The sequence below is a fragment of the Dactylosporangium sp. CA-233914 genome (assembly GCF_050942935.1).
Taxonomy (GTDB): domain Bacteria; phylum Actinomycetota; class Actinomycetes; order Mycobacteriales; family Micromonosporaceae; genus Dactylosporangium.
Genome location: NZ_CP192030.1, coordinates 5886113 through 5910880 on the forward strand (window position 1 = coordinate 5886113; position 24768 = coordinate 5910880).

Annotated in this window: 29 protein-coding genes; 19 read left to right on the forward strand and 10 right to left on the reverse strand. The window is 72.5% G+C overall.

The features are described 5' to 3' along the window. Nucleotides 1-4: 4 nt before the first annotated feature. Genes ACQPY0_RS26070 through ACQPY0_RS26110 form a run of 9 tightly spaced genes read left to right on the forward strand, consistent with a single transcriptional unit; the run spans nucleotide 5 to nucleotide 7454 of the window. The gene (locus ACQPY0_RS26070) at nucleotides 5-760 is read left to right on the forward strand and encodes an SDR family oxidoreductase (protein ID WP_432993649.1); all 756 of its coding nucleotides are present in this window, start codon (nucleotides 5-7) and stop codon (nucleotides 758-760) included. Between the two features lie 13 nt (nucleotides 761-773). Next, a complete protein-coding gene (locus ACQPY0_RS26075) occupies nucleotides 774-1199 on the forward strand; it encodes an FAS1-like dehydratase domain-containing protein (RefSeq protein WP_432993651.1) in 426 nt (141 codons plus the stop codon). Beyond that, nucleotides 1196-1588: a MaoC/PaaZ C-terminal domain-containing protein gene (locus ACQPY0_RS26080; protein ID WP_432993653.1), complete on the forward strand. Its 393-nt coding sequence runs from the start codon at nucleotides 1196-1198 to the stop codon at nucleotides 1586-1588. The genes ACQPY0_RS26075 and ACQPY0_RS26080 overlap by 4 nt, the downstream gene beginning before the upstream one ends. Next, nucleotides 1581-2315 (forward strand): enoyl-CoA hydratase family protein, encoded by a 735-nt coding sequence (locus tag ACQPY0_RS26085; RefSeq protein ID WP_432993655.1) that lies wholly within the window; start codon nucleotides 1581-1583, stop codon nucleotides 2313-2315. The genes ACQPY0_RS26080 and ACQPY0_RS26085 overlap by 8 nt, the downstream gene beginning before the upstream one ends. Next, entirely contained in the window at nucleotides 2312-3466 is a 1155-nt protein-coding gene (locus ACQPY0_RS26090) for an acyl-CoA dehydrogenase family protein (RefSeq protein ID WP_432993657.1), read from the forward strand. The genes ACQPY0_RS26085 and ACQPY0_RS26090 overlap by 4 nt, the downstream gene beginning before the upstream one ends. Before the next feature lie 26 nt (nucleotides 3467-3492). Next, nucleotides 3493-4401, forward strand: a complete 909-nt coding sequence (locus ACQPY0_RS26095; RefSeq protein WP_432993659.1) for an acyl-CoA dehydrogenase family protein — start codon at nucleotides 3493-3495, stop codon at nucleotides 4399-4401. Beyond that, the gene (locus ACQPY0_RS26100; protein ID WP_432993661.1) at nucleotides 4398-5240 is read left to right on the forward strand and encodes an enoyl-CoA hydratase; all 843 of its coding nucleotides are present in this window, start codon (nucleotides 4398-4400) and stop codon (nucleotides 5238-5240) included. The genes ACQPY0_RS26095 and ACQPY0_RS26100 overlap by 4 nt, the downstream gene beginning before the upstream one ends. Next, a complete protein-coding gene (locus ACQPY0_RS26105) occupies nucleotides 5237-5968 on the forward strand; it encodes an SDR family NAD(P)-dependent oxidoreductase (RefSeq protein ID WP_432993663.1) in 732 nt (243 codons plus the stop codon). Before ACQPY0_RS26100 ends, ACQPY0_RS26105 begins: the two co-directional genes overlap by 4 nt. Then, complete coding sequence (locus ACQPY0_RS26110) at nucleotides 5961-7454, forward strand: class I adenylate-forming enzyme family protein (RefSeq protein ID WP_432993665.1); 1494 nt, start codon at nucleotides 5961-5963, stop codon at nucleotides 7452-7454. Before ACQPY0_RS26105 ends, ACQPY0_RS26110 begins: the two co-directional genes overlap by 8 nt. Nucleotides 7455-7476: 22 nt before the next feature. Here ACQPY0_RS26110 and ACQPY0_RS26115 read toward each other — a convergent pair whose 3' ends face one another. After that, nucleotides 7477-8097, reverse strand: a complete 621-nt coding sequence (locus tag ACQPY0_RS26115) for a thioesterase family protein (protein WP_432993667.1) — start codon at nucleotides 8095-8097, stop codon at nucleotides 7477-7479. A gap of 90 nt (nucleotides 8098-8187) precedes the next feature. On the opposite strand from ACQPY0_RS26115, the gene ACQPY0_RS26120 reads away from it, so the two are divergent. Beyond that, the gene (locus ACQPY0_RS26120; RefSeq protein ID WP_432993669.1) at nucleotides 8188-9843 is read left to right on the forward strand and encodes a class I adenylate-forming enzyme family protein; all 1656 of its coding nucleotides are present in this window, start codon (nucleotides 8188-8190) and stop codon (nucleotides 9841-9843) included. 15 nt (nucleotides 9844-9858) lie between these two features. Here ACQPY0_RS26120 and ACQPY0_RS26125 read toward each other — a convergent pair whose 3' ends face one another. After that, nucleotides 9859-10110 carry a winged helix-turn-helix transcriptional regulator gene (locus tag ACQPY0_RS26125; RefSeq protein WP_432993671.1) on the reverse strand — a complete coding sequence of 84 codons (252 nt, stop codon included), beginning with the start codon at nucleotides 10108-10110 and terminating at the stop codon, nucleotides 9859-9861. 261 nt (nucleotides 10111-10371) lie between these two features. Between ACQPY0_RS26125 and rfbB the strand changes: the two genes are divergently transcribed. Beyond that, nucleotides 10372-11361, forward strand: a complete 990-nt coding sequence (gene rfbB, locus ACQPY0_RS26130; protein ID WP_432995398.1) for a dTDP-glucose 4,6-dehydratase — start codon at nucleotides 10372-10374, stop codon at nucleotides 11359-11361. A gap of 33 nt (nucleotides 11362-11394) precedes the next feature. On the opposite strand, the gene ACQPY0_RS26135 is transcribed toward rfbB, so the two are convergent. Both ACQPY0_RS26135 and ACQPY0_RS26140 read right to left on the reverse strand, forming a co-directional pair. Further along, nucleotides 11395-11925 carry an NUDIX hydrolase gene (locus ACQPY0_RS26135; RefSeq protein ID WP_432993673.1) on the reverse strand — a complete coding sequence of 177 codons (531 nt, stop codon included), beginning with the start codon at nucleotides 11923-11925 and terminating at the stop codon, nucleotides 11395-11397. 8 nt (nucleotides 11926-11933) lie between these two features. After that, complete coding sequence (locus ACQPY0_RS26140; protein ID WP_432993675.1) at nucleotides 11934-12452, reverse strand: hypothetical protein; 519 nt, start codon at nucleotides 12450-12452, stop codon at nucleotides 11934-11936. Between the two features lie 96 nt (nucleotides 12453-12548). On the opposite strand from ACQPY0_RS26140, the gene ACQPY0_RS26145 reads away from it, so the two are divergent. Continuing rightward, complete coding sequence (locus ACQPY0_RS26145; protein WP_432993677.1) at nucleotides 12549-13139, forward strand: hypothetical protein; 591 nt, start codon at nucleotides 12549-12551, stop codon at nucleotides 13137-13139. Nucleotides 13140-13271: 132 nt separating this feature from the next. Here the strand turns inward: ACQPY0_RS26145 and ACQPY0_RS26150 are convergent, their stop codons facing one another. Beyond that, nucleotides 13272-13733: a peroxiredoxin gene (locus ACQPY0_RS26150; protein ID WP_432993679.1), complete on the reverse strand. Its 462-nt coding sequence runs from the start codon at nucleotides 13731-13733 to the stop codon at nucleotides 13272-13274. A gap of 80 nt (nucleotides 13734-13813) precedes the next feature. On the opposite strand from ACQPY0_RS26150, the gene ACQPY0_RS26155 reads away from it, so the two are divergent. Beyond that, on the forward strand, nucleotides 13814-14737 hold the full coding sequence (locus ACQPY0_RS26155; RefSeq protein WP_432993681.1) for a phosphotransferase family protein: 924 nt from the start codon (nucleotides 13814-13816) through the stop codon (nucleotides 14735-14737). On the opposite strand, the gene ACQPY0_RS26160 is transcribed toward ACQPY0_RS26155, so the two are convergent. After that, entirely contained in the window at nucleotides 14723-16135 is a 1413-nt protein-coding gene (locus ACQPY0_RS26160; protein ID WP_432993683.1) for a class I adenylate-forming enzyme family protein, read from the reverse strand. The two genes, ACQPY0_RS26155 and ACQPY0_RS26160, sit on opposite strands and share 15 nt — an antisense overlap. Continuing rightward, complete coding sequence (locus ACQPY0_RS26165; RefSeq protein WP_432993685.1) at nucleotides 16132-17226, reverse strand: zinc-dependent alcohol dehydrogenase; 1095 nt, start codon at nucleotides 17224-17226, stop codon at nucleotides 16132-16134. The genes ACQPY0_RS26160 and ACQPY0_RS26165 overlap by 4 nt, the downstream gene beginning before the upstream one ends. 124 nt (nucleotides 17227-17350) lie before the next feature. Here ACQPY0_RS26165 and ACQPY0_RS26170 point away from each other — a divergent pair, with 124 nt between their 5' ends. The 5 genes from ACQPY0_RS26170 to ACQPY0_RS26190 are packed head-to-tail and all read left to right on the forward strand — an operon-like array spanning nucleotide 17351 to nucleotide 20706. After that, entirely contained in the window at nucleotides 17351-17902 is a 552-nt protein-coding gene (locus tag ACQPY0_RS26170; protein WP_432993687.1) for a 2-oxoacid:acceptor oxidoreductase family protein, read from the forward strand. Then, nucleotides 17899-18960, forward strand: coding sequence for a hypothetical protein (locus ACQPY0_RS26175; RefSeq protein ID WP_432993689.1), 1062 nt, complete (start codon nucleotides 17899-17901; stop codon nucleotides 18958-18960). The genes ACQPY0_RS26170 and ACQPY0_RS26175 overlap by 4 nt, the downstream gene beginning before the upstream one ends. Continuing rightward, complete coding sequence (locus ACQPY0_RS26180; protein ID WP_432993691.1) at nucleotides 18957-19727, forward strand: thiamine pyrophosphate-dependent enzyme; 771 nt, start codon at nucleotides 18957-18959, stop codon at nucleotides 19725-19727. The genes ACQPY0_RS26175 and ACQPY0_RS26180 overlap by 4 nt, the downstream gene beginning before the upstream one ends. Beyond that, nucleotides 19727-20479: a GntR family transcriptional regulator gene (locus ACQPY0_RS26185; RefSeq protein WP_432995400.1), complete on the forward strand. Its 753-nt coding sequence runs from the start codon at nucleotides 19727-19729 to the stop codon at nucleotides 20477-20479. The genes ACQPY0_RS26180 and ACQPY0_RS26185 overlap by 1 nt, the downstream gene beginning before the upstream one ends. Beyond that, complete coding sequence (locus ACQPY0_RS26190) at nucleotides 20476-20706, forward strand: 4Fe-4S dicluster domain-containing protein (RefSeq protein WP_432993693.1); 231 nt, start codon at nucleotides 20476-20478, stop codon at nucleotides 20704-20706. The genes ACQPY0_RS26185 and ACQPY0_RS26190 overlap by 4 nt, the downstream gene beginning before the upstream one ends. A 49-nt stretch (nucleotides 20707-20755) precedes the next feature. On the opposite strand, the gene ACQPY0_RS26195 is transcribed toward ACQPY0_RS26190, so the two are convergent. Then, nucleotides 20756-21352 (reverse strand): helix-turn-helix domain-containing protein, encoded by a 597-nt coding sequence (locus tag ACQPY0_RS26195; RefSeq protein ID WP_432993695.1) that lies wholly within the window; start codon nucleotides 21350-21352, stop codon nucleotides 20756-20758. A gap of 143 nt (nucleotides 21353-21495) precedes the next feature. Between ACQPY0_RS26195 and ACQPY0_RS26200 the strand changes: the two genes are divergently transcribed. Beyond that, nucleotides 21496-23082 carry an MFS transporter gene (locus ACQPY0_RS26200; RefSeq protein WP_432993697.1) on the forward strand — a complete coding sequence of 529 codons (1587 nt, stop codon included), beginning with the start codon at nucleotides 21496-21498 and terminating at the stop codon, nucleotides 23080-23082. A gap of 86 nt (nucleotides 23083-23168) precedes the next feature. Here ACQPY0_RS26200 and ACQPY0_RS26205 read toward each other — a convergent pair whose 3' ends face one another. After that, nucleotides 23169-24236 (reverse strand): hypothetical protein, encoded by a 1068-nt coding sequence (locus tag ACQPY0_RS26205; protein WP_432993699.1) that lies wholly within the window; start codon nucleotides 24234-24236, stop codon nucleotides 23169-23171. Continuing rightward, entirely contained in the window at nucleotides 24223-24768 is a 546-nt protein-coding gene (locus ACQPY0_RS26210) for a SigE family RNA polymerase sigma factor (RefSeq protein WP_432993701.1), read from the reverse strand. Before ACQPY0_RS26210 ends, ACQPY0_RS26205 begins: the two co-directional genes overlap by 14 nt.

Here is a 24768-nt window from a genome sequence, read left to right on the forward strand (position 1 = left end):
TCGAATGGTGAGCAAAACCCCAGGTCACGGCCTGCTGTCCGGCCGCACGGTCCTTGTCACCGCCGCCGCCGGGACCGGCATCGGGTTCGCGACCGCGCAGCGGTGCGCCGAGGAGGGCGCGACGGTCGCGATCAGCGACCGGCACGAGCGGCGCCTCACCGAGGCCGCCGAGCGCCTCGGTGGCGCGCTCGCGGTGCCGTGTGACGTCACCGACGAGGCCCAGGTCCAGCACCTCTTCGACACCGTCGCCGACCGCCTCGGCGGCATCGACGTGCTGGTGAACAACGCCGGTCTCGGCGGCACCGCGAACATCGTCGACATGACCGACGAGCAGTGGTCCACCGTCCTGGACGTCACGCTCACCGGCACCTTCCGCTGCACCCGCGCCGCGCTGCGGCACATGATGCCGCGCGGGCGGGGCGTGGTGGTCAACAACGCCTCCGTCATCGGCTGGCGCGCCCAGGCGGGGCAGGCGCACTACGCCGCGGCCAAGGCCGGGGTCATGGCGCTCACCCGGGTCTCCGCCGTCGAGGCGGCCGCGGCCGGCGTCCGGGTCAACGCGGTGGCACCGAGCCTCGCGATGCACCCGCACCTGGCCAAGGTCACCAGCGAGGAGCTGCTCGCGGAGCTGTCCAAGCAGGAGGCGTTCGGGCGGCCGGCCGAGCCGTGGGAGGTCGCGAACGTCATCGTCTTCCTGGCCAGCGACTACAGCTCGTACATGACCGGCGAGGTCGTCTCGGTCAGCAGTCAGCATCCATAGGGGTTGGTTCGCAATGGTTGACGACAGTGCCGCCGGCCGGGTCGGTGAGCCGTTCACGCTCGACGTCGAGCGCGGCAAGATCCGCGAGTTCGCCCGGGCGACCCGCTCGGCCAACCCGTCCTATCTGGACGCCGAGGACCCGGTCGTCCCGCCGACGTTCCTCACCACCGCGTTCTTCTGGCAGCACGGCCCCGCCGACCCGTGGCAGGCCGTGCGGATGGACCAGCACAAGGGCCTGCACGCCGAGCAGGAGTTCGTCTTCCACGGCCCGCCGCCGCGCGCCGGCACCCGCCTCACCGGGGTGTCCCGCATCGAGTCGGTGACCCGCAAGGAGGGCCGCTCGGGGCCGCTCGCCTTCGCGGTCATGGTCACCGAGTTCCGCGACGAGACCGGGCGGCTCGTCGCCACCGCCAGGCTGACGGGGGTCGAGACCGGATGAGCGCGCTCGTCATCGGCCCGCTGACCCGCACCGACCTGGTCAAGTACCAGGGCGCGTCGGGCGACTTCCAACCGATCCACCACGACGAGACCTTCGCCCGCGACGCCGGCCTCGACGCCCCGCTGTCGCTGGGCATGCTGCAGGCCGGGTTCCTGGCCACCTGGGCCACCGACCGGTTCGGCGCCGAGAACGTGCGTGCCTTCCGGGTCCGCTTCGCCGCCCGCGTCTTCCCCGGCGACACCGTCGCCTGCGACGGCACCGTCACCGGCCGGCGCACCGGCGAGGACGGCGAGGCCCTGCTGGACGTCGAGATGACCTGCACGAAACAGGACGGCACCGTCGCCGTGTACGGCTGGGCGACCTTCGCGACCGAGGAAACCGATGATTGAGTCCATAGTGGACGACCGCGGCGTGGCCGAGATCGTCATGAACAACCCGCCCGTCAACGCGCTGCCGGTCCAGGGCTGGTTCGACCTCGCCGGCGCGCTCGCCGCGGCCGGCGCCGACCCGGCCGTGCGGGCCGTGGTCCTGCGGGCCGAGGGGCGCGGCTTCAACGCCGGCGTCGACATCAAGGAGCTGCAGGCGGCGAAGGACTTCGGCGCGCTCGTCGGGGTGAACAAGGGCTGCGCGGCCGCGTTCGCCGCCGTCTACGACTGTCCGGTGCCGGTGATCGCGGCCGTGCAGGGCTTCTGCCTCGGCGGCGGGATCGGCCTGTGCGGCAACGCCGACATCATCGTCGCGAGCGACGACGCCACGTTCGGGCTTCCGGAGGTCGACCGGGGCGCGCTCGGCGCCGCCACGCACCTGTCCCGGCTGGTCCCGCAGCACAAGATGCGCGCCATGATGTACACCTCCGCCACCGCGACCGCCGCCGAGCTGCACGCGTTCGGCTCCGTCCTGCGGGTCGTGCCCCGCGAGGAGCTGCGGGCCGCCGCGTTCGAGGTCGCCGAGAACATCGCGGCCAAGGACCCCAACGTGATCCGGGCCGCCAAGGAGTCCCTCAACGGCATCGACCCCTGGGACCCCAAGCGCAGCTACCGCTACGAGCAGGGCTTCACCTTCGAGCTGAACCTCACCGGCGTCGCCGACCGCGTCCGGGACGAGTTCGGCCGATGACGGGGGCCGTCGACCTGACCGACACTCCCGCCGAGGCCGCGTTGCGGGCCGAGGCGCGCGAGTGGCTGCGCGCCAACGTCCCGGCGACCCCGCTGCCCTCCGGCGACACCCGGGAGGGCTTCGCCGCGCACCTGGAGTGGGAGCGGCGCCTCTTCGACGCCCGCTGGGCGGTGGTGTCGTGGCCGAAGGAGTACGGCGGGCGCGATGCCTCGCTGTGGGAGTGGCTGGTCTTCGAGGAGGAGTACTACGCCGCCGCCGCACCGCAGCGGGTCACCCAGAACGGCATCTTCCTGCTCGCCCCGACCCTGTTCGAGTTCGGCACCGACGAGCAGCGCGACACCCTGCTGCCGCGGATGGCCGCCGCGCGGGACCTGTGGTGCCAGGGCTGGTCCGAGCCCGGCGCCGGCAGCGACCTCGCCGCCATCGCCAGCCGCGCCGTGCGCGCCGACGGCGGCTGGCGGCTGAGCGGCCAGAAGACCTGGACGACCCGGGGCGCGTTCTGCACCCACATCTTCGGGCTGTTCCGCACCGACCCGGACGCGCCCCGCCACAAGGGCCTCACCTACTTCCTGATCCCCCTTTCCGCCGACGGCGTGACGGCGCGCGGGTTCGGCCGCCTCGACGGCGACGAGGGCTTCGCCGAGGTGTTCTTCGACGACGTGTTCGTCCCCGACGGCGCCGTCCTCGGCGGTGTGAACCAGGGCTGGAAGGTGGCGATGGCGACCACCGGTTCCGAGCGCGGCCTCACCCTGCGCTCCCCGGGCCGGTTCCTGCACACCGCCGAGCGCCTCATCGCCCTGGCGATCGCGAACCCCGACCGGCTGCGCCCGGCGACCCGGGAGCGGGTCACCCGCGCCTGGCTGCGCGCCCGGGCGTACCACCACTTCACCCTGCACCAGGTCACCGGCCTGGTCGAGGGCCGCCCGCCCGGCGCCCGCGCCAGCCTCAACAAGCTCTACTGGTCGCAGCTGGACATCGACCTGCACGAGGTGGCCCTGGAGCTGCTGGGCGCGCAGGCGCTGCTGGACGGCGCGTGGACCCGCGGCTTCCAATTCTCCCTCGCCGGCCCGATCTACGCCGGCACCAACGAGATCCAGCGCAACATCGTCGCCGAGCGGGTGCTCGGCCTGCCAAAATCCCAGCGTTCTTGACATTCAGCCCTGAGAGGGGGCTCGCCGTGCGATTCGCACCGACGGATGAGCAGATCGAGCTGGCCGAGGCCGTCCGCGAACCGCTCGCCGCCGCCGACTGGAATGCCCTGGCCGCCATGGACGTCTTCGCCGCCCTCGTCCCCGCCGAGCGGGGCGGGCTGGGCCTGGCCGAGACGGACCTGGTGGGGGTGCTGGAGGCGGCCGGGTACGCCGCGATCGCCGAGCCCTTCGCCGCCACCGCCTTCGTCGCCGCCCCGCTGCTGGCCGCGCTCGGCGACCCGCGTGCCGCCGGCTCTTGCAAAATCGCCCTCGCGGGCCCGGACGGGCTGACCGCGTTCGGGGCGAACGCCGACTGGATCCTGCACCTCGACGGGGACGTTGCCCGGATCGGGGCCGCCGCCGGGGCGCCGGTGTCCACCGTGGACACCACGCTCGCCGCGGTCGTCTCCACCGGTGCCGACGTGCTCACGACCGACCCCGCGCTGGTGCGCACCGCGCGGCTGCGGGCCGGGCTGGCCCTCGCCGCCGAGCTCGTCGGCCTGGGGCGCAGGATGCTCGACCTCACGGTCGCCTACGTCAAGCAGCGCCACCAGTTCGGCGTCCCCGTCGGCAGCTTCCAGGCCGTCAAGCACCACCTCGCCGACGCCACGCTCGGCCTGGAGTTCGCCGCGCCCGAGGCCCTCGCCGCCGCCTGGGCGATCGAGCACGACGTGGACGCCGAGCGGGCCGTGGACGCCGCCGTCGTCCTCGCCGCCGAGGCCGCTCACGAGGCCGGGCGCACCGCGATCCAGTGCCACGGCGCCATCGGCTACACGGTGGAGTACGAGCTGCACCGGTTCGTCAAACGCGCCTGGGCCCTGGAGGCCCTCGCCGGCACCGGCGCCCGCCTGGACCGCCTTGCCGCATCCCTCGCCCTCCCGGAGGCCCGCCCATGAGTGACGACGTAGTCCTCTACCGCACCGACGGCCCGGTCGCCGTCGTGACGATGCACCGCCCGCAGTACCGAAACGCCCAGAACTCCGCCATGACCTACGCCCTCGACGACGCCTTCTACCGCGCCGCCGCCGACGACGACGTCAAGGTGATCGTGCTGGCCGGGGCCGGTGAGCACTTCTGCGCCGGCCACGACATCGGCACCCCCGGCCGCGACATCGACACCTCGTTCGACCGCCGCGCCGGGCTGTGGTGGGACCACGTGGGCAAGGAGGGCGCGGAGAGTCGCTACGCGCGGGAGTCCGAGGTGTACCTCGGGATGTGCCGCCGCTGGCGCGAGCTGCCCAAGCCCACCATCGCCATGGTCCAGGGCGCCTGCATCGCCGGCGGGCTGATGCTCGCCTGGTGCTGCGACCTCGTCATCGCCGCCGACGACGCGTTCTTCGCCGACCCGGTGGTGCGCATGGGCATTCCCGGGGTCGAGTACTTCGCGCACCCGTGGGTCATGGGCCCCCGCTACGCCAAGGAGTTCCTGTTCCTCGGCGAGCGCGTCAAGGCCGACCGGGCGCTCCAGCTGGGCATGGTCAACCGGGTCGTGCCCCGCGCCGAGCTGGAGTCGTCCACGATGGACATCGCCACCCGGATCGCCGCGATGCCGCGACTCGGGCTGGCGCTGACGAAGAAGGCGGTCAACCAGGCCGAGGACCTCATGGGCCTGCGGGCCGGGATGGACTCGGTCTTCGGCCTGCACCACGTCGCCCACGCCCACAACGCCGAGGTCGGCCAGGACTCGCTCGCCGGTCACAATGCCCGATCCATGCGCGACGGCGGGCAGCGGTGACCGGCGAGCGCTATTCGGGCCTCGTCGCGCTGGTCACCGGGGCCGCCTCGGGGATCGGCGCGGCGACGGTACGGCGGCTGCTGCGCGAGGGCGCCCGGGTCGCCGCGCTCGACGTGGCCCCGATGGAGCGCACCGGGGACGTGCTGCCCCTGGTGTGCGACGTGCGGGACGAGGCGTCGGTCGCCGCGGCGGTCACCGAGGCGGCGGCCTGGGGCGGGCGGCTCGACCTGGTCGCCAACGTCGCCGGGGTCGCCTCGTACCAGCACACCTCCGACGTGACGCTCGCCGAGTGGGACCGGATCATCGGCATCAACCTCACCGGCACCTTCCTCGTCGCCCGGGCCGCCCTGCCGCACCTGGTCGCCGCTCGCGGCGCGATCGTCAACGTCGCCTCCCTCGCCGGGGTGCGCGGGTGGCGGTACAGCGCCGCCTACTCGGCCGCGAAGGGCGGCGTGGTCGCGCTGACCCGCTCCCTCGCCGTGGAGCTGGCGCCCGAAGGTGTCCGGGTCACCTGTGTCTGCCCCGGCTCCGTGGACACGCCGCTGCGGGCGGGGCTCAGCCCGGTGCCGAACCCGCATCCGAAACTCGCCGGGATCGGCGGGGCCCTGCTCGATCCGCCCGTCGCGGAACCGGACGAGGTCGCGGCGGCCATCGCCTACCTCGGCTCGGCCGAGGCCCGCTTCGCCGCCGGAGCCGTGCTACGCCTGGACGGAGGGGCCGGTGTCTGAGCCGAATTCCGAGACGATCGCCGACTACGTGGCGCGCAACGACCCGGACGGCGTCGCGTTCCACGCGCCGGAGGGGACGTTCACCTGGGGCGAGTACGACGACCTGTCCTCCCGCCTGGCACAGTCCTATGTGGATGCCGGGTTCAGCCCCGGGGACCGGCTCGCCGTGCTGCTCACCGGCGGCGCGCTGACCCACATCGCCTACCTGGCCGCGCAGAAGGCGGGCCTGGTCACCGTCGGCATCGGCCCGCGGGCCGGTGACGCCGAGATCACCCACCTGCTGCGCAAGACCGGCGCGGCGCTGGCCACCCGGGCCGAGCACCGCGGCCGGGCGGGCGCCGAGATCGCCGAGCGCTGCGGCGCGCCCCGGCACCTGGTCCTCGACCTGGACTCGTTGCCCTCCGAACGGTACGCGGGCGCTGGACTGGGCCCGGACGACCTGTTCTTCCTCAACTCGACCTCGGGCACCACCGGCGTGCCGAAGGTCGTGCGCCAGACCCTCGACAACCGCAAGTACTTCGGCCCGCTCGCCCACGCCGCCGGCCGCTTCGGCCCCGACGAGGTCTTCGCCAGCGTGCTGCCCGCGCCGTACGGCTTCGGCCTGTGGAGCGCGCACGTCGTCCCCGCCATGTACGGCTACCCGACGGTCCTCACCGCCGAGTTCGACGCCGCCGCGACCCTGCGCCTCGTCGAGCGGCACCGCGTCACCGTCCTGTGCGCGGTCACCGCCCAGTTCATCATGCTGCTCAACGACCCCGGCTTCGCCGAGGCCGACCTGTCCTCGCTGCGGGTCATGTTCACCGGCGGTGAGCGGGTCCCCCTCGCGCGAGCCCGCGAGTTCGAGGAGCGCACCGGCTGCGCGGTGCTGCAGTTCTACGGCTCCAACGAGGCCGGCCCGATCTCGGTGACCACAGTGGACGACCCGCCCGAGCGGCGCCTCACCACCGCCGGGCGCCCCATCCCCGCGATGCGGCTGCGGCTGCTCGCCGACGGGGCCGAGGCGGACGAGGGGCAGGTCGCCGTGAACGGCCCGGGCTGCACGCCCGGCTACCTCGACGACGAGGCCGCCAACGCCGCCCTGTTCCGAGCCGACGGCTGGCTGCTGACCGGCGACATCGGGGCCGTCGACGCCGAGGGATACCTGTCCATCACCGGCCGCATCGCCGACTTCATCATCCGCGGCGGCCACAACGTCAGCGCCCTCGTCGTCGAGGAGGCGGTCGCGACCCACCCGGCGGTGGCGGCGGTCGCGGTCGTCGCGGCGCCGGACCCGGTGCTGGGCGAGCGCGCCTGCGCCTACGTGGTCACCCGGGCCCCGCTCGCCCTCGCCGACCTGCGGGCGCACCTGGACGAGGGCGGGGTGACCAAGCAGAACTGGCCCGAGCACCTGGTGGAGCTGCCGGCGCTGCCGCTGGGCACCGGCGGCAAGGTGGACAAGGCCGCCCTGCGCGCCGACGCCGCGAAGCGCTTCGCCCCCGGCCCCTGAGGCCGGGCGGCCGCGCCGGAGGCTAAGCCCGGCCGATCAGGGTCTGGGCGACCTGGCCGTCGCCGATCTCGCGGCCGTCGACCGTGGCCAGGATGTCGAAGAGGTACCGCCGGCCGCGCACGTCGGCCAGCACCGCCGTGACCGTCACCGCCTGCCCGATGTTGGCCGGGCCCGTGTGCCGCACGCCGATCCAGGTGCCCAGCGACGCCGCCGCCGGGGCGAAGTGCGCGCGCAGGATGTCGGCCGCCGTGTCTTCCATGAACGCGATCATCGACGGGGTGCTCAGGAGCGGCTCGGCGCCCGGCACGTGGTCGGTCGTCACGTCCTTGGTGACTGCGAATAGCCGCGTGTACGCCGCGCCCGGGCGCAGGTCCGTGCGCAGCAGGGCGTGCGGGCCGGGGGTGCGGGCCGGGCCGCGGCGGATGCGCACGTCGGCGACGAGCCGCTCGCCGTCGGCGATGCGCACGGTGACCGTGTGCGAGCCGCGGGCCGCGACCGAGGCCCGCAATCGGCCGGTGAACGGGTCGCCGTGCCAGATGAGCTGCTCGACGTGGGCGTCGTCCGGCAGCGGCACCGGCGGCAGCCCCGCCGTCACCACCACGTCCAGGTGCTCGCCGACCGGGGCCTGCCAGATGTCCTTCACGCGCGCGCTCCCGCCTTGACACGGTCTCTCCGACCGACACAGAATGACACAACCAAGCGCTTGTTTGGTAGATGTGAGAGGGGTCGGCTCGTGCAGTTCCCACCCGGTACGGCGCCCGTGGCCGGAAGCGTTCACGAACGGTACGTCGCAGATCGCCTCGCCGACGTCGGCCGGTGGGGCGAGCAGACCCTGCCGGACGTGGTGCGCCGGCACGCCGCGAAGAACCCGGACGGCCTGGCCTTCATCGCCGGCGACGACCGGATGACGTGGCGGCAGTTCGACGCGTGGTCGACGGCGTTCGCGCACCGGCTGGTCGCCGCGGGCCTGGATCGGGGCGCGCGGGTCGGGGTGCTGCTGGCGGACGGGGTCGAGGTGCACGTGGTGTACCTGGCCGCGATGAAGGCCGGCGTGGTGGTGGTCGCGATCGGGCCGCGGGCGGCGCGCCTGGAGGTGCGGCACCTGCTCGCCGTCGGCGGGGCGACGGCGCTGGTCAGCTTCGAGGCGCACCGCGGCGAGCCGGTCGCGGCCCTCATCGAGGGTCTCGGCATCGAGAAGCACATTATTCTGGCGTCGGGCGATAAATCCGACATGCAAGGCGTGTCGGATTTATCGGTTAAGTCGGATGGCGGGCAGGCCGAGTTGGCGGGGCGGCAGCTGGGGCTGGGGGACATCCACCTACTGAACTCGACGTCGGGGACCACCGGGATGCCCAAGTGCGTCGTGCACAACCAGAACCGGTGGTTCTACTACCACGAGCTCGCCGTCGACTGCGGCGACCTGCGCACCGACGACGTGTTCCTGACGCTCATCCCCGCGCCGTACGGCTTCGCGCAGTGGACCGCGAACTTCACGCCCACGCTGCTCGGGGCGCCCACCGTGGTCATGCCGCGCTTCAGCGCAGACGAGGCGCTGCGGCTCATCGAGCGGGAGCGGGTCACCGTCGTGTGCTGCGTCAGCACGCAGTTCATCATGATGCTCAACTCGCCGGTGCTGGAGCAGGTCGACCTGTCGTCGCTGCGGTGCATGTTCACCGGCGGCGAGGCCGTGCCGTTCGAGCGGGCCGCCGAGTTCGAGCGGCGCACGGGCGCGAGCGTGCTGCAGTTCTTCGGCTCCAACGAGACCGGCGCCCTGTCGCGCACCTCGGTCCGCGACACCACCGAGCAGCGGCTGCGTACCGCCGGGAAGGTCATCGACGAGATGCGCGTCCGGCTCTTCGCCGAGGACGGCACCGACGTGACCGACGCCGGCGGGCCGGGCCAGGCGGCGTGCGCGGGCCCGGCGACCTGCCTCGGGTACTTCGCCGACCCCGAGGCCAACGAGAAACTCTTCACGCCGGACGGCTGGATGCTCACCGGCGACATCTGCACCATCGACGAGGACGGCTTCCTGCGGGTGGTCGACCGCAAGTCCGACTTCATCATCCGCGGCGGCAAGAACATCAGCGCCGCCGCCGTCGAGGACCAGGTCGGCACCCACCCCGCGGTCGCGATGGTCGCCGCCGTGGCGATGCCCGACCCGACGTTCGGCGAGCGGGTCTGCGCGTTCGTGGTCCTGCGCGAGGGCGCGCCCCTCGACCTCGACGGGCTGCGCGCGCACCTGAACGCCCGCGGCGTGTCCCGGGAGAACTGGCCGGAGCGCCTGGAGCTGGTCGACGACCTGCCCCGCGGCTCCGGCGGCAAGGTCGCCAAGGCCCAGCTCCGCCAGCGCCTGCGCCCCGCCCCCGAGCCGGCCGGCCCGCCCGCCTGAGCCGGCTCGATCGAGTCAGGCCGAGTCGTACGCCGCGCGTGCGGTGTCGATGTCGCCGATGTGCCGCTGCGCCCACTCGGTCACCATGTCCACGACCGGAAGCAAGCTCTCACCGAGCGGCGTCAGCTGGTACTCGACGCGAGGCGGCACCGAATCGGTCGCCGATCGCGCCACCAGGCCGTCGCGTTGCAGCGTCCGCAGCGTCTGGGTGAGCATCTTCTGGGTGGCGCCGGCGATCGCCCGGGCCAGTCGGGCACCATTACACACGGTCGGCTCGCCTTGTCGCCACAGGTGCCCGGCGCGGCCCGATTGGCACCCTCGAAGCCGGTGTCCAAGTCGGTTGGTCTCGGCCGCAAGGACTGACGCGCTACCGCCGGCGGCGGGTCACCCGTCCGCCACTCTTGCACACGCTCGGGTACGTGTTCGACGGCAGCGCGTCTCGCGAAGACCACCTCACTGCCGGACGGGTTGGCTGAGGCCGCGCCCGCCGTCGATCGGACTTCCGTAGGATGCATACACATGACACGGATGCTTGTGACCGGCGGGGCCGGTTTCATCGGTGCGAACTTTGTTCACTACACGGTCAAGAACCATCCGGAGTACGAGGTTTCCGTGCTCGATGCGTTGACCTACGCCGGGGATCGGACCACGTTGGGGCCGATTGCCGATCGGGTGGAGTTCGTGCACGGTGACATCTGTGACGCCGCCGTCGTGGATCGACTCGTTGCCGAGGCGGACCTGATCGTGCACTTCGCGGCGGAGTCCCATGTTGACAACTCGCTGCATGATCCGGAGCCGTTCATCCGCAGCAACATCATCGGTACGTTCACGCTCCTGGAGGCAGTGCGGCGGCACGGCGGCCGGTTCCATCACATCTCCACCGACGAAGTGTTCGGTGATCTGCCGTTGGACACGAAAGACCAGTTCACCGAGGGTACGCCGTACGACCCGTCGAGTCCGTATTCGGCGAGCAAGGCCAGTTCGGACATGCTGGTCCGGGCGTGGGCGCGGTCGTTCGGCGTGGCCGCGACACTGTCCAACTGCGCCAACAACTACGGCTCGTTCCAGCATGTGGAGAAGTTCGTCCCGCGCCAGATCACCAATCTTCTGATCGGCGACCGGCCGAAGCTGTACGGCGCCGGTGTGAACGTGCGGGAATGGACGCACGTGGATGATCACAACGCCGCCGTGCATCTCATCCTGTCGAAGGGCAGGATCGGCGAGACGTATCTCATCGGGTCCGGCGATGAGCGCAACAACAAGGAGATCCTGGAGCTGATCCTGGAGCTGATGGTCCAGGCGCCGGACGCCTACGATCATGTGCCGGACCGGCCCGGACACGATCTGCGCTACTCCAACGACACGACGAAGATTCGCACCGAGTTGGGTTGGAAGCCGGTATACGGCGACTTCCGGGCGGGTCTCGCGGCGACGATCGACTGGTACCGGCAGAACGAGTGGTGGTGGAAGCCGCAGAAGGAGGCCACCGAAGCCAAGTACCAGGTCCTCGGCCGCTGAGTCGACCGTTGGCCAGCTGCCCGTCGTGCGGACCTACCCGCCGTTGGTGAGGTAGGTCAGCAGGCAGACCAGGGACGCCGCGTGGGTGACCTCGTTGTCGGCGATGAGCCGCCGCACCGCCGAACGCGACGTGGGCAGCAGTTCGATGCCCGGCTCGGGTGCTTGCACGGGCCGGGCGTCGAGTGCGAGGAACAGGTGCACGGCCGAGGCGATGTTGGTCGGGTACGGGTGGACCAGCCCCAACGGTGTCCAGATGTCGGCGGTGAGTCCGGTCTCCTCCAGCAGTTCCCGCATGGCCGCTTGGAGTGGTTCTTCGCCCTTGTCGACGCCGCCGCTGGGTAGCTGGAGGATATGTCGGCCGATGGCGTACTTGTACTCGCGGATCAGGTACAGGTCATCGCCGGTGACGGCGAGCACGCAGACGCCGTCGCCGCAGTGCAGCACGTTGTACATGCCGGGCTTGCCGTCCACGTCGATGACGGTGTGCTCCTCCACCCGCATCCACGGACTGGCGTACGCCGTGGTCACGCCCGTGGTGAGGATAGGCGGCTCTGGATCTTGCATGGTGCCGACTATAGCCGTGCCGGGGACGCCCAGGGCTCGACTGCGAGCAGCCCGGACGGTGTGTCCTGTGCGGCCTCGGGCTGCATGATCAGCGGCAGGTCGGTGCCGAGGACGGCGTCGGCGACGGCCTTGCTGGCGTGGAACCCCAGCGTCATCTTGCCCGTGATGACGGTGTACAGCCCGGCAAAGCCCTCCGCGGCGTCGTGGTAAAAGACGTGGAATCCCGGGTTGACGATGCCGTTCTCGGTGTGGGCGGAGCCGATGTAGTCGGTCTTCCCGGCGACGTACGCCACGGCGCCCGCAGGGTCGATCGTCGCCGGTGTGACCGCCTGCATGGTCTCGTGCAGCAACGTGCCGATCCCGGTGGCGCCGACCGAAACCGTGCTGCGCCGTGGTCGGCGGGCCCGCCACCGGCGGACGCTGACCGTCGCGGCCGCCGGTACCGCGCTGGCCCTCGTGGTCGGATCGCTCTGGGTGGCCACCATGACCGGCGCGAAGGATGGGACGCCGAAGCCGCCGGCCGCCACCGGCGCAGTGGCGGACCCGCAGACGCCAAAGTTGCGACTGGCCGCCGCGATCGACGCGACCGCCGGGGCAGCTTCACCCAGGACGTCACGGTCAACGTGGAGAACTTCGCCAAGCTGTCCGCGCAGCAACGTAAGCTGGCCTCGCACCTGGACCGACTGCGGCTCAGCGGTCCGTTCGATCCCAAGGCCCGCACCGGCTACCTGAAGTCCACGCAAGCCGACGGCACGTACGTCGAGCAGCGGCTGATCAACGGGACGCTGTTCATCGGCAACGGGAAGGTATGGAAGAAGGTGCCCGGCGAGCATACGGGATTCGACGTTGCCAGCCTCAGCACCGGCCGGATCGCACTGTCGGCCGACCCGACCCAGTTCCTGCAGACCCTGCGCGACCTGGGCAAGGTCGAGCAGACCGCCTCGTCAGGCGCCGACACGATCACGTACCGGTTCAAAGGACAACTCAACCCGGCGGGCGGCGAGCCGGGCGCGTTGCCGGAGGCTGGTCCGACGTACGAACTGACCGGCGAGGTGACCGTGGCACAGGCCAGCAACCTGATCACCAAGGTGACGTACCGGGTGTCGGCCTGGTTGACCGACGGTCACCCGGACGTCGTGGCGCTGGTGACGATCAACCTGTCCAACCACGGCGAACCGGTGTCCGTCGAGCGACCCAGAAACACCATCGCCTGACCGGCGACGCGGGCCGACGGTCCTGACAGGTTCCAGCCCTACCTCGATCCATACGCCTGCCACACCGTCGATGACCTTCGGCGCCACGATGAACATGGCTCACCGAGCTGTCAGGTCGTAGCGGCGCGCCGGTCAGTCGCGGGCCGGGCGGGCCTTCAGGGCCTCCAGGGCCTTGTCCGCGTGGGCGTCCATGCGGATCTCGCTCTTCACCACGGCCAGCACACGCCGGTCGGTGTCGATGACGAACGTGTGCCGGCGGGTCGGGATGAGGCCGATCCCGCGCTTCACGCCGAACTGCTCGCGGACCGTGCCCTCCGGGTCGGCCAGCAGCGGGTAGCCGAGGCTGTGCATGGCCGCGAACTGCGCCTGCCGCTCGACCTCGTCGCCGCTGACGCCGACCGGCTGCCCGCCCGCGGCCCGCAGCTCGGCGGCGATGTCGCGGAAGTGGCACGCCTCCTTCGTGCAGCCGGCGCTCAGCGCGGCCGGGTAGAAGAACAGCACCACCGGCCCGTCCGCCAGCAGCCCGCTCAGCGAGCGCGGGTTGCCCTGCTCGTCGGGCAGCGTGAAGTCCTCGACCACATCGCCGACGTTCATGTAAGTCTCCAATCACCCGGCATCCCGGGCCAATCCTGCCCTGCCCTCGCCGCGACAGCCACACCGGTACCATGGCGGGCGTGACGTTCGGGCTCGATGCCGTCCGCGACGCGCTGGTGGAGGCGTGCCCGGGCCTGCGGGTGGCGGCCGTCCGGCCGCTCGAGGCCGGATACACCAGCCGTCAGTGGGTCGCCGACACCGACGAGGGTCCGCTGCTGGCCAAGGCCCCGATCCGCAACCGCGACCCCGAGCACCTGCGCCGCATCGTCGCCGCCACCCGCCGGGCCGCGGACGGCGGCGTGCCGGTTGTGCGCTTCCGGGCCCTGCTGCCGCACAGTGCCGGCCTCGGCGGGCCGCTGCTGGTCCAGGAGTTCCAGGCCGGCACCCCCGCGGACGCCGTCTGGGACGGGCTGGACGACGCCGCCCGGCTGGCCTTCGCGGCCGACCTCGGCGCGGTGGTGGCCCGCATCCACGCCTGCGCCGGCCCGTGGTTCGGCGACGTCCTGGGCCGGGAGCGGCACCCGGACGCGCGCGCGTTCCTGCACGCCCGCGTCGACGCCCAGCTGGCGAAGGCCCCGGACGACCTGACGACGGCGGGCTCGCGGCGCCTCGGGGCCGCCCTGCACCGGGCCGTGGATGCCGTACCGGACGATGCCCCGCCGTCGCTCGTCCACGGCGACCTGTGGCGGCCGAACTTCCTGCTCCGCGACGGTCGCATCGCCTGCGTCCTGGACTTCGAGCACGGCCGTTTCGCGGACCGCTTCGCTGACTTCGGCAAGCTCGACGAGCACATCTTCGCCGCGTGGCCGGCGGGCCGCGAGCGGTTCCTGGCCGCCTACGACGCCGCCCTGCCGCTGCCCGGCGACTGGCCGGCGCGCGTCCGCCTCGGCAACGCGATCCACGCGCTGTCCACCGCCGTCTACTTCGGGCGGTGGAACCCGCAGTTCGTTGCCCAGTACGCCGCCGAGCTGCAGGAGTGGCTCGTCACCTCAGGCGTGCGGTAGCAGGGCGCGCAGGCGGGTGCGCTGGATCTGGCCCGTGGCCGGGGTGCGCGGGATCGCGTCGACCACGGCGACCCGGCGCGGCTGCTTGTACGCGGCCAGGCGGCCCTCGACGTGCGCGCGGACCGCGGCGACGGTGGGCGGCTCGGCGCCCGGGGGCACCACGACGACAGCGCACACGATCTCGCCCCAGCGCGGGTCCGGCACGCCGACGACGGCCAGGTCCAGCACGCCCGGCAGGCCGCGCAGCGCGTGCTCGACCTCGGCCGGGCCGACCGACTCGCCGCCGGTGCGGATCACCTCGCGGGTGCGGCCGGTCAGGTACAGGTAACCGTCCTCGTCGAAGCGGCCGACATCGCCGGAGCGGTACACGCCGCCGGTGAGCGGCTCGGCGCCGAGGTAGCCGTTCATGAGTGCCGGGCCGCTGGTGCAGACCTCGCCGGACTCGTCCAGCCACAGCGCGTTGGGGGTCGCGGGGCGCCCGACGCTGCCGGGCCGGTCGGCCAGGTCCCAGTCGTGCAGGGCGGCCATGCGCCCGGCCTCCGTCGAGCCGTACAGGACCGTGGTCGTCGTGCCCGGCAGGCGCGACTTGATGCGCTCCACGAGGTCGGCGGCGACGCTGGAGGTGCCGGTGTCGGCGTGGCGCAGCGAGCGCAGGTCGGCGCCGCGGTGCTCGGGGTCCAGCAGGCGCTCCCAGACGGCCGGGATGCAGTACAGCGCCGTGGGGTGGCGCCGCTGCACGACGTCGATCATGTCGGCGGCGTCGGCCCGGCGCACCAGGTGCACTGCGGTCCGGTGCTGCCACGCCTCCATGACGTAGTGCCAGCCCCCATAGTGGTACAGCGGGAAGGTGCACACCACCCCGCCGTCCCCGCGCAGCCCGCTGGTGAACGTGCCGCCGCCCGGTGCCGCCCGCAGCCAGCTCGCGCGGTGGCTCACCAGGGCGCCCTTGGGGGTGCCGGTGCTGCCGCTGGTGAGGTACAGGATGTGCGGCTCCCGGTCGTCCAGCGGGACCTTGCCGAAGTTCGGCGCGCCGCCGTCCAGCACGGTCGGTGCCAGCACCGCGGCGGTGAAGTCCACGTCGGACAGGACGACCTTCGGGTCGACGTACTCGCGGATGCGGTCGCGCTCCTCGCCCGGCAGGCCCGGGTTCACGGGCGCGAACACGGCCCCGACGCGGGCGCAGGCCACGAACACCTCGACCGAGCGCAGGGTCGGCGTCACGCACCACAGGACCGTGTCGCCGCGGCCGACGCCGAGCCCCGCGAGGGCGTTCGCGGTGCGGCCGGCGGCCCGGTCGAGCTCGCGGAACGTCAGCTGGGCCGGGCCGAGGGTGGCGGCGATCGCGTCCGGCACGGTCAGCGCCGCGGTCGTGACGATGTCCCCGATGAGCAGGCTCACGCGCGGCTCCAGTTCTTGACGTCGACCTGGGCGGGCCCGAGGGCGCCGTAACGGTGCTTGTGCCGGGTGATCCTCAGTGCCTCCGGCAGCGCCTCGATGCCGTCCAGGCGGTGGCTGATCAGTCCCGAGACGTCGACGTCGCCGCGCTCCATTAGGCGTAGGGCGTGCTCGAAGACGCTGCGGCCGGGCGCGTATCCGCCGGCGCCCGAGCGCGGGTGCAGCAGCGCGACCGAGCGCTCCCGCAGCCGGGCGAGCGGCGCCGGGTGGGTGTCGGGCAGCACCGACACCATGACGATGGTGCCGCCGCGCCGCACGCACCGCGACGCCAGGTCGAACTCGCCGGCGCACTCGAACACCACGTCGGCGCCGATGCCGTCGGTCGCCTCCAGCACGGCGGCCGGCACGTCGTCGCCGGCGTGCGGCACCAGGTCGGCGCCGGAGCGCTTGGCCAGCTCACGCTTGGCCTCGCTGCGGCCGGTGACGATGATCTGGCCCGCGTTGCCGAGCCGGGCGACCTGGGTGTGCAGCACGCCCATGACCCCGGCACCGATGATGAGCACGCTGTCGCCGGGCCGCACGGCCGCGATCGCGTGTCCGTGGATCGCCCCCGCGAGGGGCTGGATCGCAGCGGCGTGCGACGCGCTCACCCCGTCCGGGACCGGCACGATCGTCTGGGCCGGGACGACCACCCGCTCGGCGAACGCGCCCGGCCCGGTGAACCCCAGGACCTGCGGTGCGGGGCAGGCGTCGGGTCGCGACCGGCGGCAGGCGGCGCAGCGGTCGCACGCGGCGGTCTCGACTGCGGTCACGCGGGTACCGATCGCAAAATTTTGCGACATACCCGAATTGTCCGGTCCGATGGCGCTCACCACGCCCGCGAACTCGTGCCCGCCGAACCGGGTCGGCCCGGCCGCGAGCCGCGCGGCCAGCACGGTGTGCATGGCGACCGGCTCCCCGGCCAGCAGCATGCACTCGGTGACGCTCGGCTGCACGCAGGCCACGTCGATGACGACCTCGCCGGGCCCGGGCACCGGGTCGGGGACCTCCTCGACGGCCGCGTCGCCGAAACCGCGCAGAACCAGTGCCCGCATTCGCGACCTCCCTTGACGCTCTAATCAGATTTTGTATTCAATATTGAAACCGCGTCAAGGTCGGGGTGCCGCCCGCCCATGGCGCGGTGGAGCGCGCCGCACAGCGGCGAAGAGGGGAGGCGCCGTGGAACGGGAAGTGCTCGTGACCGGCATCGGCGGGCAGGGAATCCAGCTGCTGGCCAAGACGCTGGCGCTGGCCGCCACCCGGGAGGGGCGATACGCGATGCTCGCCGCCGACTACGGCGGCGAGATGCGCGGCGGGCCGTCCAAGGCCGGCGTCGTCATCGGCGACGCCCCGCTCAAGGCCCTGCCGATCCTGCCGTCCGCCTGGTCGGCGATCTTCGCCCACCACCGCCACAGCGAGGGCGTCGAGGAGCGGTTGCGCCCCGGCGCGCTCGTCGTGGCCAACACGCCGCTGGTCGACGCCGAGGCGTTCCGTGACGACGTGCGGGTCTTCGCCGTGGACGCGATGGCCGTCGCGCGCGGGGTCGAGGCGCCCAACGCGTCCGGGTTCGTGCTGCTGGGCGCCTACAACGCGCTGACCCGGATGGTCGCGCCCGCGGCGCTGATCTCGGCGATGGAGGAGCTGCTGCCGCCGTACCGCCGCCAGCACGCCCCGGCCAACGCCCGGGCGCTTTCGGCCGGCGCGGCCGTTGCGGAAGGAGTGCCGGCATGACGCTGGAGCTGCTGGAGGGATCCGCGGCCATCGCGGAGGCGGCGATCGCCGCCGGATGCCGGTTCTTCGCCGGATACCCGATGTCGCCGTTCACCGGCCTGCTGGAGGAGATGTCGCGGCGCATGCCCGCGGCCGGCGGGGTGAGCCTCAACGCCGAGAGCGAGATCGAGGGCGTCAACATGACGCTCGGCGCCGCGGCGGCCGGGGCGCGCGCCGCGACCGGGTCGTGCGGGCAGGGGATCGCGCTCATGCAGGAGGCGATCGCCGAGGCCGCCCTCAACGAGACGCCGTTCGTCGTGTTCAACCTCGCCCGCAACCAGCAGGACTACTTCCAGGCCACGCGGGGCGGCGGCTGGGGCGACTACCGCACGATCACGCTCGCGCCCAAGGACATCCCGGAGGCGGTCGAGCACACGCAGCTGCTGTTCCACCTGGCCGACAAGCACCGGGCGCCGGTGATGCTCTACGGCGACCCGCTGCTGGCCCAGACCCGCGTCGGCGTCGAGATCGCCCCGCTCGACTTCGGCCCGCTGCCGGCCAAGGACTGGGCGCTGGACGGCACCGGCGGCGGGACCGGGCGCAGCCGCCAGGTCTGGACGTGGGCGATGGGCAAGGCCACCGACCCCGGGCCCGGCCCCGACGGGCACTGGCGGGCCATCGCCGAGAAGTTCGACCGCATCGACGCGCTCGAGGCCCGCCACGAGCAGTCCGGGGAGCCCGGCGCGGAGACCGTCGTGGTCGCGTTCGGCTCGGCCGCCAAGTTCGTCGAGCACGTCGTGGGGGACCTGCGCGCCGACGGCCACGACATCGGGTGGTTCCGCCCGGTGACGCTGTGGCCGTTCCCCGGAGACGCCCTGGCGGCCGCCACCGCCAAGGCCCGGCGCGTGCTGGTGTTCGAGCTCAACGGCGGGCAGATGCTCGACGACGTGCGCATCCACGCGTACGACCGCAAGGCCGTCACGTTCATCGGCGGGGTCAGCATCGCCGAGTCGGGCCTGTCCTTCGGCCCGCTGCTGGACGCGCCCGTGATCCGCCGCCGCATCCTGGAGGCATTGTGACCATCGACACCTCGCAGCCCCCGGTGCGCGACGCCCGGCAGGTCGCCGATTTCAAACCGAACCTGATCCTGGGGGAGCACTCGCTGTGCCCCGGCTGCGGCGAGCCCGTCGCGCTGCGGGTGCTGCTGGAAGTACTGCAGGAGCTCGACATCGTCCAGAAGAGCATCGGCGTCGTGGGGCACGGCTGCTACGGCAGCTTCGTGCGCATCATGGACGTCGACGTGCTGCAGTGCCTGCACGGGCGCGCCCCGGCCTGCGCCACCGGGATCAAGCGGGTGCGGCCCGGCGTCGCGGTGTTCACGCTGCAGGGCGACGGCGACATGGCCAACGAGGGGCTGCAGGAGGTGCTGCACGCGGCCGCCCGGGGCGAGAACATCACCTGCGTGATGCTCAACAACGGCGTCTTCGGCGACACCGGCGGCCAGCAGACCGCCACGACCGTCCTCGGCCAGCGCACCAAGACCAGCATCGACGGGCGCGACCCCGCCGCGCACGGCTATCCGATCCCGGTCGCGGACCTGGTCGCGGGCCTGCGCGGGGTCGGATACGTCGCGCGCGGGGCGGTCTCGACCGCCGGTGGGGTACTGCAGACGAAGCGCATGATCAAGCGCGCCTTCGAGACCCAGCTCGCCGGCGGCGGGTTCAGCCTCGTGGAGATCCTCACCATGTGCCCGACCGGCTGGTTCGTCCCCACCGCCGAGGGCCCCACCTACCAGCAGAGCACCATGGAGCAGACCTACGGCCTCGGCGAGCTGGTCACGCCGTGATGCCCGGGCGGGGGAAACTCGAACGGGCCAACACGAGCGAGGCCGTCGCGGCATACGTGCTGGGCCGACTCTTCGCGGGCGAGTTGCGCAGCGGCCAGCGCCTCGACCTCGACGCGATCGCCGAGGAGCTCGGCGTGAGCCGCGTGCCGGTGCGCGAGGGCCTGATCCAGCTGGAGCGCGACGGCCTGGTGGAGCGGGCCCACTACCGCCGCGCGTTCGTCGCCGAGTTCGACGACGCCACGGTCCGCGAGGCCTTCGAGCTGTACGGCATGCTCAGCGCCCTGACCAACCGGCGCGTGGCCCGCCGCCGCGACCCGGCCGTGCTGGAGGCCCTCGCCAAGCTCGACGAGGCGCTGTCGGCCTGCGACGACCCGGACGAGTACGAGTCCCTGGCCCGCGAGTTCCGCCGCGTGGTCAACGTCGCCGGCGCCGGCAACCACCTGCGGGCTCTGCTGCGCACCTTCTCCGGCCTGGTGCCGGTCGCCGCCCGCTTCGCCATCGACGACAACCTGCCGGACGAGCGCGCGGCCCTGCACGCCGAGTACGAGGCCCTGCGCGCCGGTTCCCCGGCCGCGGCCGGCGAGGCGGCCCTGTCCCACCTGCGCGTGACGGCGGCGAACGCGATCGCCGCCCTGCGCCGCCGCGGCGTCTTCCCGCCCGAGGGCGCCGTCTTCCCGCCGGAGGGCACCGAGAACGACGACGACACGGGCTGGGACGACGCCGCCCGGGTCGTGGAAGGGAGCGACGCGTGAGCCGGACCACCCGCGGCACGCTGGTCATCGACACCGAGAAGTGCAAGGGCTGCGAGCTGTGTGTCGCCGCCTGCCCGCCCGACGTCCTGACGATGTCGAGCGAGCTGAACGAGCAGGGCTACCGCTACCCGATCCTGCACGAGGGCTGCACCGGCTGCACGGCCTGCCAGCTCGTCTGCCCCGACTACGTCTTCTCGGTCTACCGGTACACCGCCAAGCAGCCCTGAAGCCCACCGGCTGTCTGACGGGTCGCACCAGCCGCATTGCCGCCTCGCTTCACTTGGACGATTGTGCTCTGGGTGCGGCGCGGACGTGCGCGCGTTCACCTTGCCTGCCGATGAGGCTGAGGAATTCGACGGGACCGGATCCGGTGGGGCCGAACCAATGCGGTGTGCGGGTGTCGAACTCGGCTGCCTCGCCGGCGCCGAGCAGCAGGTCATGTTCGCCGAGAATCAGGCGAAGGGTGCCGTTGAGGACGTAGACCCAGTCGTGGCCTTCGTGGGCCCGCAGCTCGGGCCGGGCGTCGTCGCTGCGGGTGGGGAGCACGAATTTATACGCCTGGATGCCGCCGGGGCGCCGGGTGAGCGGGATGATCACCGACCCGTCGGTGCAGGCGATGGGCCGTAGGTGGATGCGTGGGTCTCCGGTGGGCGGGGCGTCGACGAGTTCGTCGATGGTTACCCCATGAGCTCGGGCGAGTGGCAGCAGCTGCTCGAGCGTGGGACGGCGCAGGCCGGCCTCGAGCCGTGACAGCGTGCTCACGGAGATCCCGGTCCGTGCGGCCAGGTCGGCGAGCGTCATCTCGGTGCGCAGGCGAAGCCGTTTGAGCCGCGGCCCCACGGCGTCGAGCGTGCGATCGAACTCCTCGTCCATGCCCACATTTTGCCATTCGGCAACGCAGCTTGCTCAGCCGGCTCGTGCCGCCGACCATTTCGGTATGGCCCACGACCTGGAGAAACTCCTTTCCTCCAGGAGTGGCCGACACCTGAACCTACGCATGCATTCGAAGGACTGTCTTGAACGTCAACTCCTCCCCGCAGCCGGTCGATGCCGGTGCGGTCACGATCGACGATCCGCGGCGGCGACGCGCGGTCATGCTCGGCGTGTGCCTGGCACTGATGGCGGTCATCGCCTCGGTGTCGGGGCTGAACGTGGCTCAGCCGGACATCGCCGTCCAGTTCGGCATCTCACAGAGCACCGTGCTGTGGATCATCAACGTCTACACCGTCGCCCTCGCCGCGCTGCTCCTGCCGCTGGGTGCGGTCGGTGACCGGTGGGGCCGGAAACCGGTGCTGCTGACCGGCTTGGCCATCTTCGGGATCGCCAGTGTCGCCGCGGGTCTGGCCGGGTCGTCGGAGATCCTGCTGGCCGCGCGAGTCCTCGCTGGGGTCGGCGCGGCGATGATCATGCCGGTGACGCTCGCCGTCATCACGTCGAGTTTCCCGGCGCAGGCCCGTTCACAGGCGATCGGGGTGTGGACGGGGGTCGCCGGTGCCGGTGGGTTGCTCGGCATGTTCCTGTCTTCGGTGCTGGTCGACGTCGCGAGCTGGCGGTGGTTGTTCGTCCTGCCGGTGGTCCTCGTCCTCGCGGCGGTCGTGGTGGCAGTGCGGTCGATCCCGAACTCCCGGGAGGCGTTCGCGCACAGTTTCGACACCGTCGGTGCGTTCACCTCCGTCGTCGCGGTCGTCGGACTGATCCTCGTGCTGCACGAGGGGCCCGAACGCGGCTGGACCGACCCGGTGACGCTGGTGAGCCTGATCGTCGGGGTCCTCGGCGCCGTGGTGTTCGTGGTCTGGGAGTTGCGGCGGGAAGGCCCGCTGCTGGACATCAGCCTGTTCCGGCAGCGAGAGCTGGCCGGCGGGTCGGTGACGTTGCTGGCGGTCTTCGGGGTCCAGGCGGGCGTCGCCGTCGTGCTCTACCCGTACCTTCAAGCGGTTCTGGGCTGGTCCGGGTTGCTGGCCACCGTCGCGATCCTGCCCATGGCGTTGCTCATGATGCTCACCTCCGGGCTGGCGCCCAGGATCGCCGCCGCTATCGGTGCCCGCGTGACGATGGCGCTGGGTATCGCGCTGGGCGCGGTCGGGCTGGCGTTGATGGCCGGCTTCGTGTCCGTCGAGGGCGGTTACCTGTCGGTGCTGCCGGGCATTGTCACGATGGGGCTGGGTATGGGCTTGGCGATGACGCCGTCCACCGAGGCCATCACCTCCTCGCTGCCGCGGTCCAGCCAGGGTGTGGCGTCCGCGCTCAACGACGTCACGCGAGAGTTCGGCACCGCGCTCGGCGTGGCCATGCTGGGCGCGGTCCTGTCCGCGGGGTACCGCACGGCGATCGGCCCCCGCCTCGAGGGAATCCCGGCCGACGCCGCCGCGGCCGCCCGCGAAGGTGTGTCCAACGCGCTCGCCGTGGCCGACACGCGCGGCGCTCAGGCCGCGACGCTGGTGACTGCCGCCAAGGAATCCTTCGTCGACGGCTGGCGGCAGGGCATGTGGGTCGGCGTCGGCGTCATGGCCGTCCTGCTGGTCTTCGTCCTGGTCCGCGGACCGCGCACGCGGACGGCCGACGACTCGCCCACGGAGATGAGCGTCCCGGTCGAAACACGGTGACGGCCGGTCACCACCGCGTGCGGCGACACGGAACACGTGTGCTGAGCGTCCTGTCACGAGTGCGGCGAGGAAGCCCCGGCGTCCGCTCAACCGGCGGGCTCGGCGTTGCCCGCCGGGCTCACACCCCCGGCGAACCGCACGAGGTCGGCGTCGGAGATCGTGTACGGCGCGGGCACCTGAACCACCAGCGACTCACCGCGATCCTCCAGCAGTACGACCAGCGTCACGCCGGCGGCGGTGCGGGTGGCCCTGGCGCGGTGCGGGCCGACGCGGACCGTCGCACCGTCCAGCGAACTGGCGGCGGTCAGCGTACAGCTGATCGTGCCGGACGGGCCACGGAACGCCACCGTGGACTTCGACACCGTGGACAGCGGCAGCCCGACCGGCGCGAGTTCGAGCCGGAACGGCATCGGCACCGGCACGGCGGCCGGGCGCAGCGCGTCGGCGAAGGCGACCAGTTCCTCCGCCGTCAAGGTGTCGTCCGTGTCGATGCGTACCCACTGGGTGGACGACTCGCGCCAGTACAACGTCAGCTGCGCGGCCGGTTTGACGGCAACGGTCCGCAGCGTCGCGGGCCGCTCGCGGGTCCGCGTCGTCGCCTCGTGCGCCGCCCCGGTGAACGTGGGTTGCTCGGCGGAGACGCTGATGGTGACGTCCGCGCCGTTGCGGGGATCCTTCGCCTCGAAGTACGCGGTCAGCCGGCCGTTGTCGAGCGTGACGACCGGCGGGGCCAGCCCACCGGCCGGTGTGACGCCGGGCTCGAACGGGAACGCCGGCAGCGTGTAGGCCGGGGGGCCCAGGCTGATCGGCGAACCGGTGGTGGACCTGGCCGGCGCCGTCGACGGTGGCCTGGCGGACGCCTCGCCGCTGGTCTGGCCGCTGCCGGCCGCCGGGGAGCCGGACGCGGCAACGGTCCCGCCGGTCGTGGTCGCGCCGCTGCCGGCGGGGCGCCCGACCGGCGCGTCCGGCAGGATCACGGCGCCGGCAACCAGCGCCGCGAACGCGGTGGCCGCCGCCGCGCCGACGATCGCCCCCACCCGCCGTCTGCGTTGGCCCCGCGATCGCCGGTGTACTGCGGCGAGCAGTTCGATCGGGGGCGGCGTCGCTTCCGCGTGCTCGTGCAGGGACTGCCGGAGTGCGTCAAGGTCGCTCAACGCTCACCTCCGTGGTTGCGGGGGCCGGTGCGCCCCGCCGAGGATCCCGCTGCCGTGGCACGACCGTGCGGAGCCGGGACAACGCGCGGGTGGCGTGGGCTCGCACGGTCGAGGCACCGCAGTCGAGCGTCGCGGCGATCTCGTCGTCGGTCATGTCGGCGTAGTACCGCAGTACCATCACCGCTCGCTGGGCGCGCGGCAGCCGGGCGAGGAACATCCACATCTCGTCGCGCGCCGCGAGCTGGTGTGCCGGGTCCCCCATCTCGCCGGTGACGCCCTCGGGCATGCTGGACACGGGCGTCTCGGTGCTGGACAACCGCCGGCGCCAGGACAGGAACTCCCGCACGATGGCCTTGCGCAGGTACGCCTCGGGCGCCTGCATCTGTTCGATCCGGGCCCACCGGCGGTGGGCCCGGGCCAGAACCTCCTGCACCAGGTCCTCGCCGAGGTGCAGGTCTCCGCAGAGCACGTGCGCGAACCGCAGGAGGGCGTGACCGCGGGTGACCACGAATTCGTCGAACCCGGTGGACAT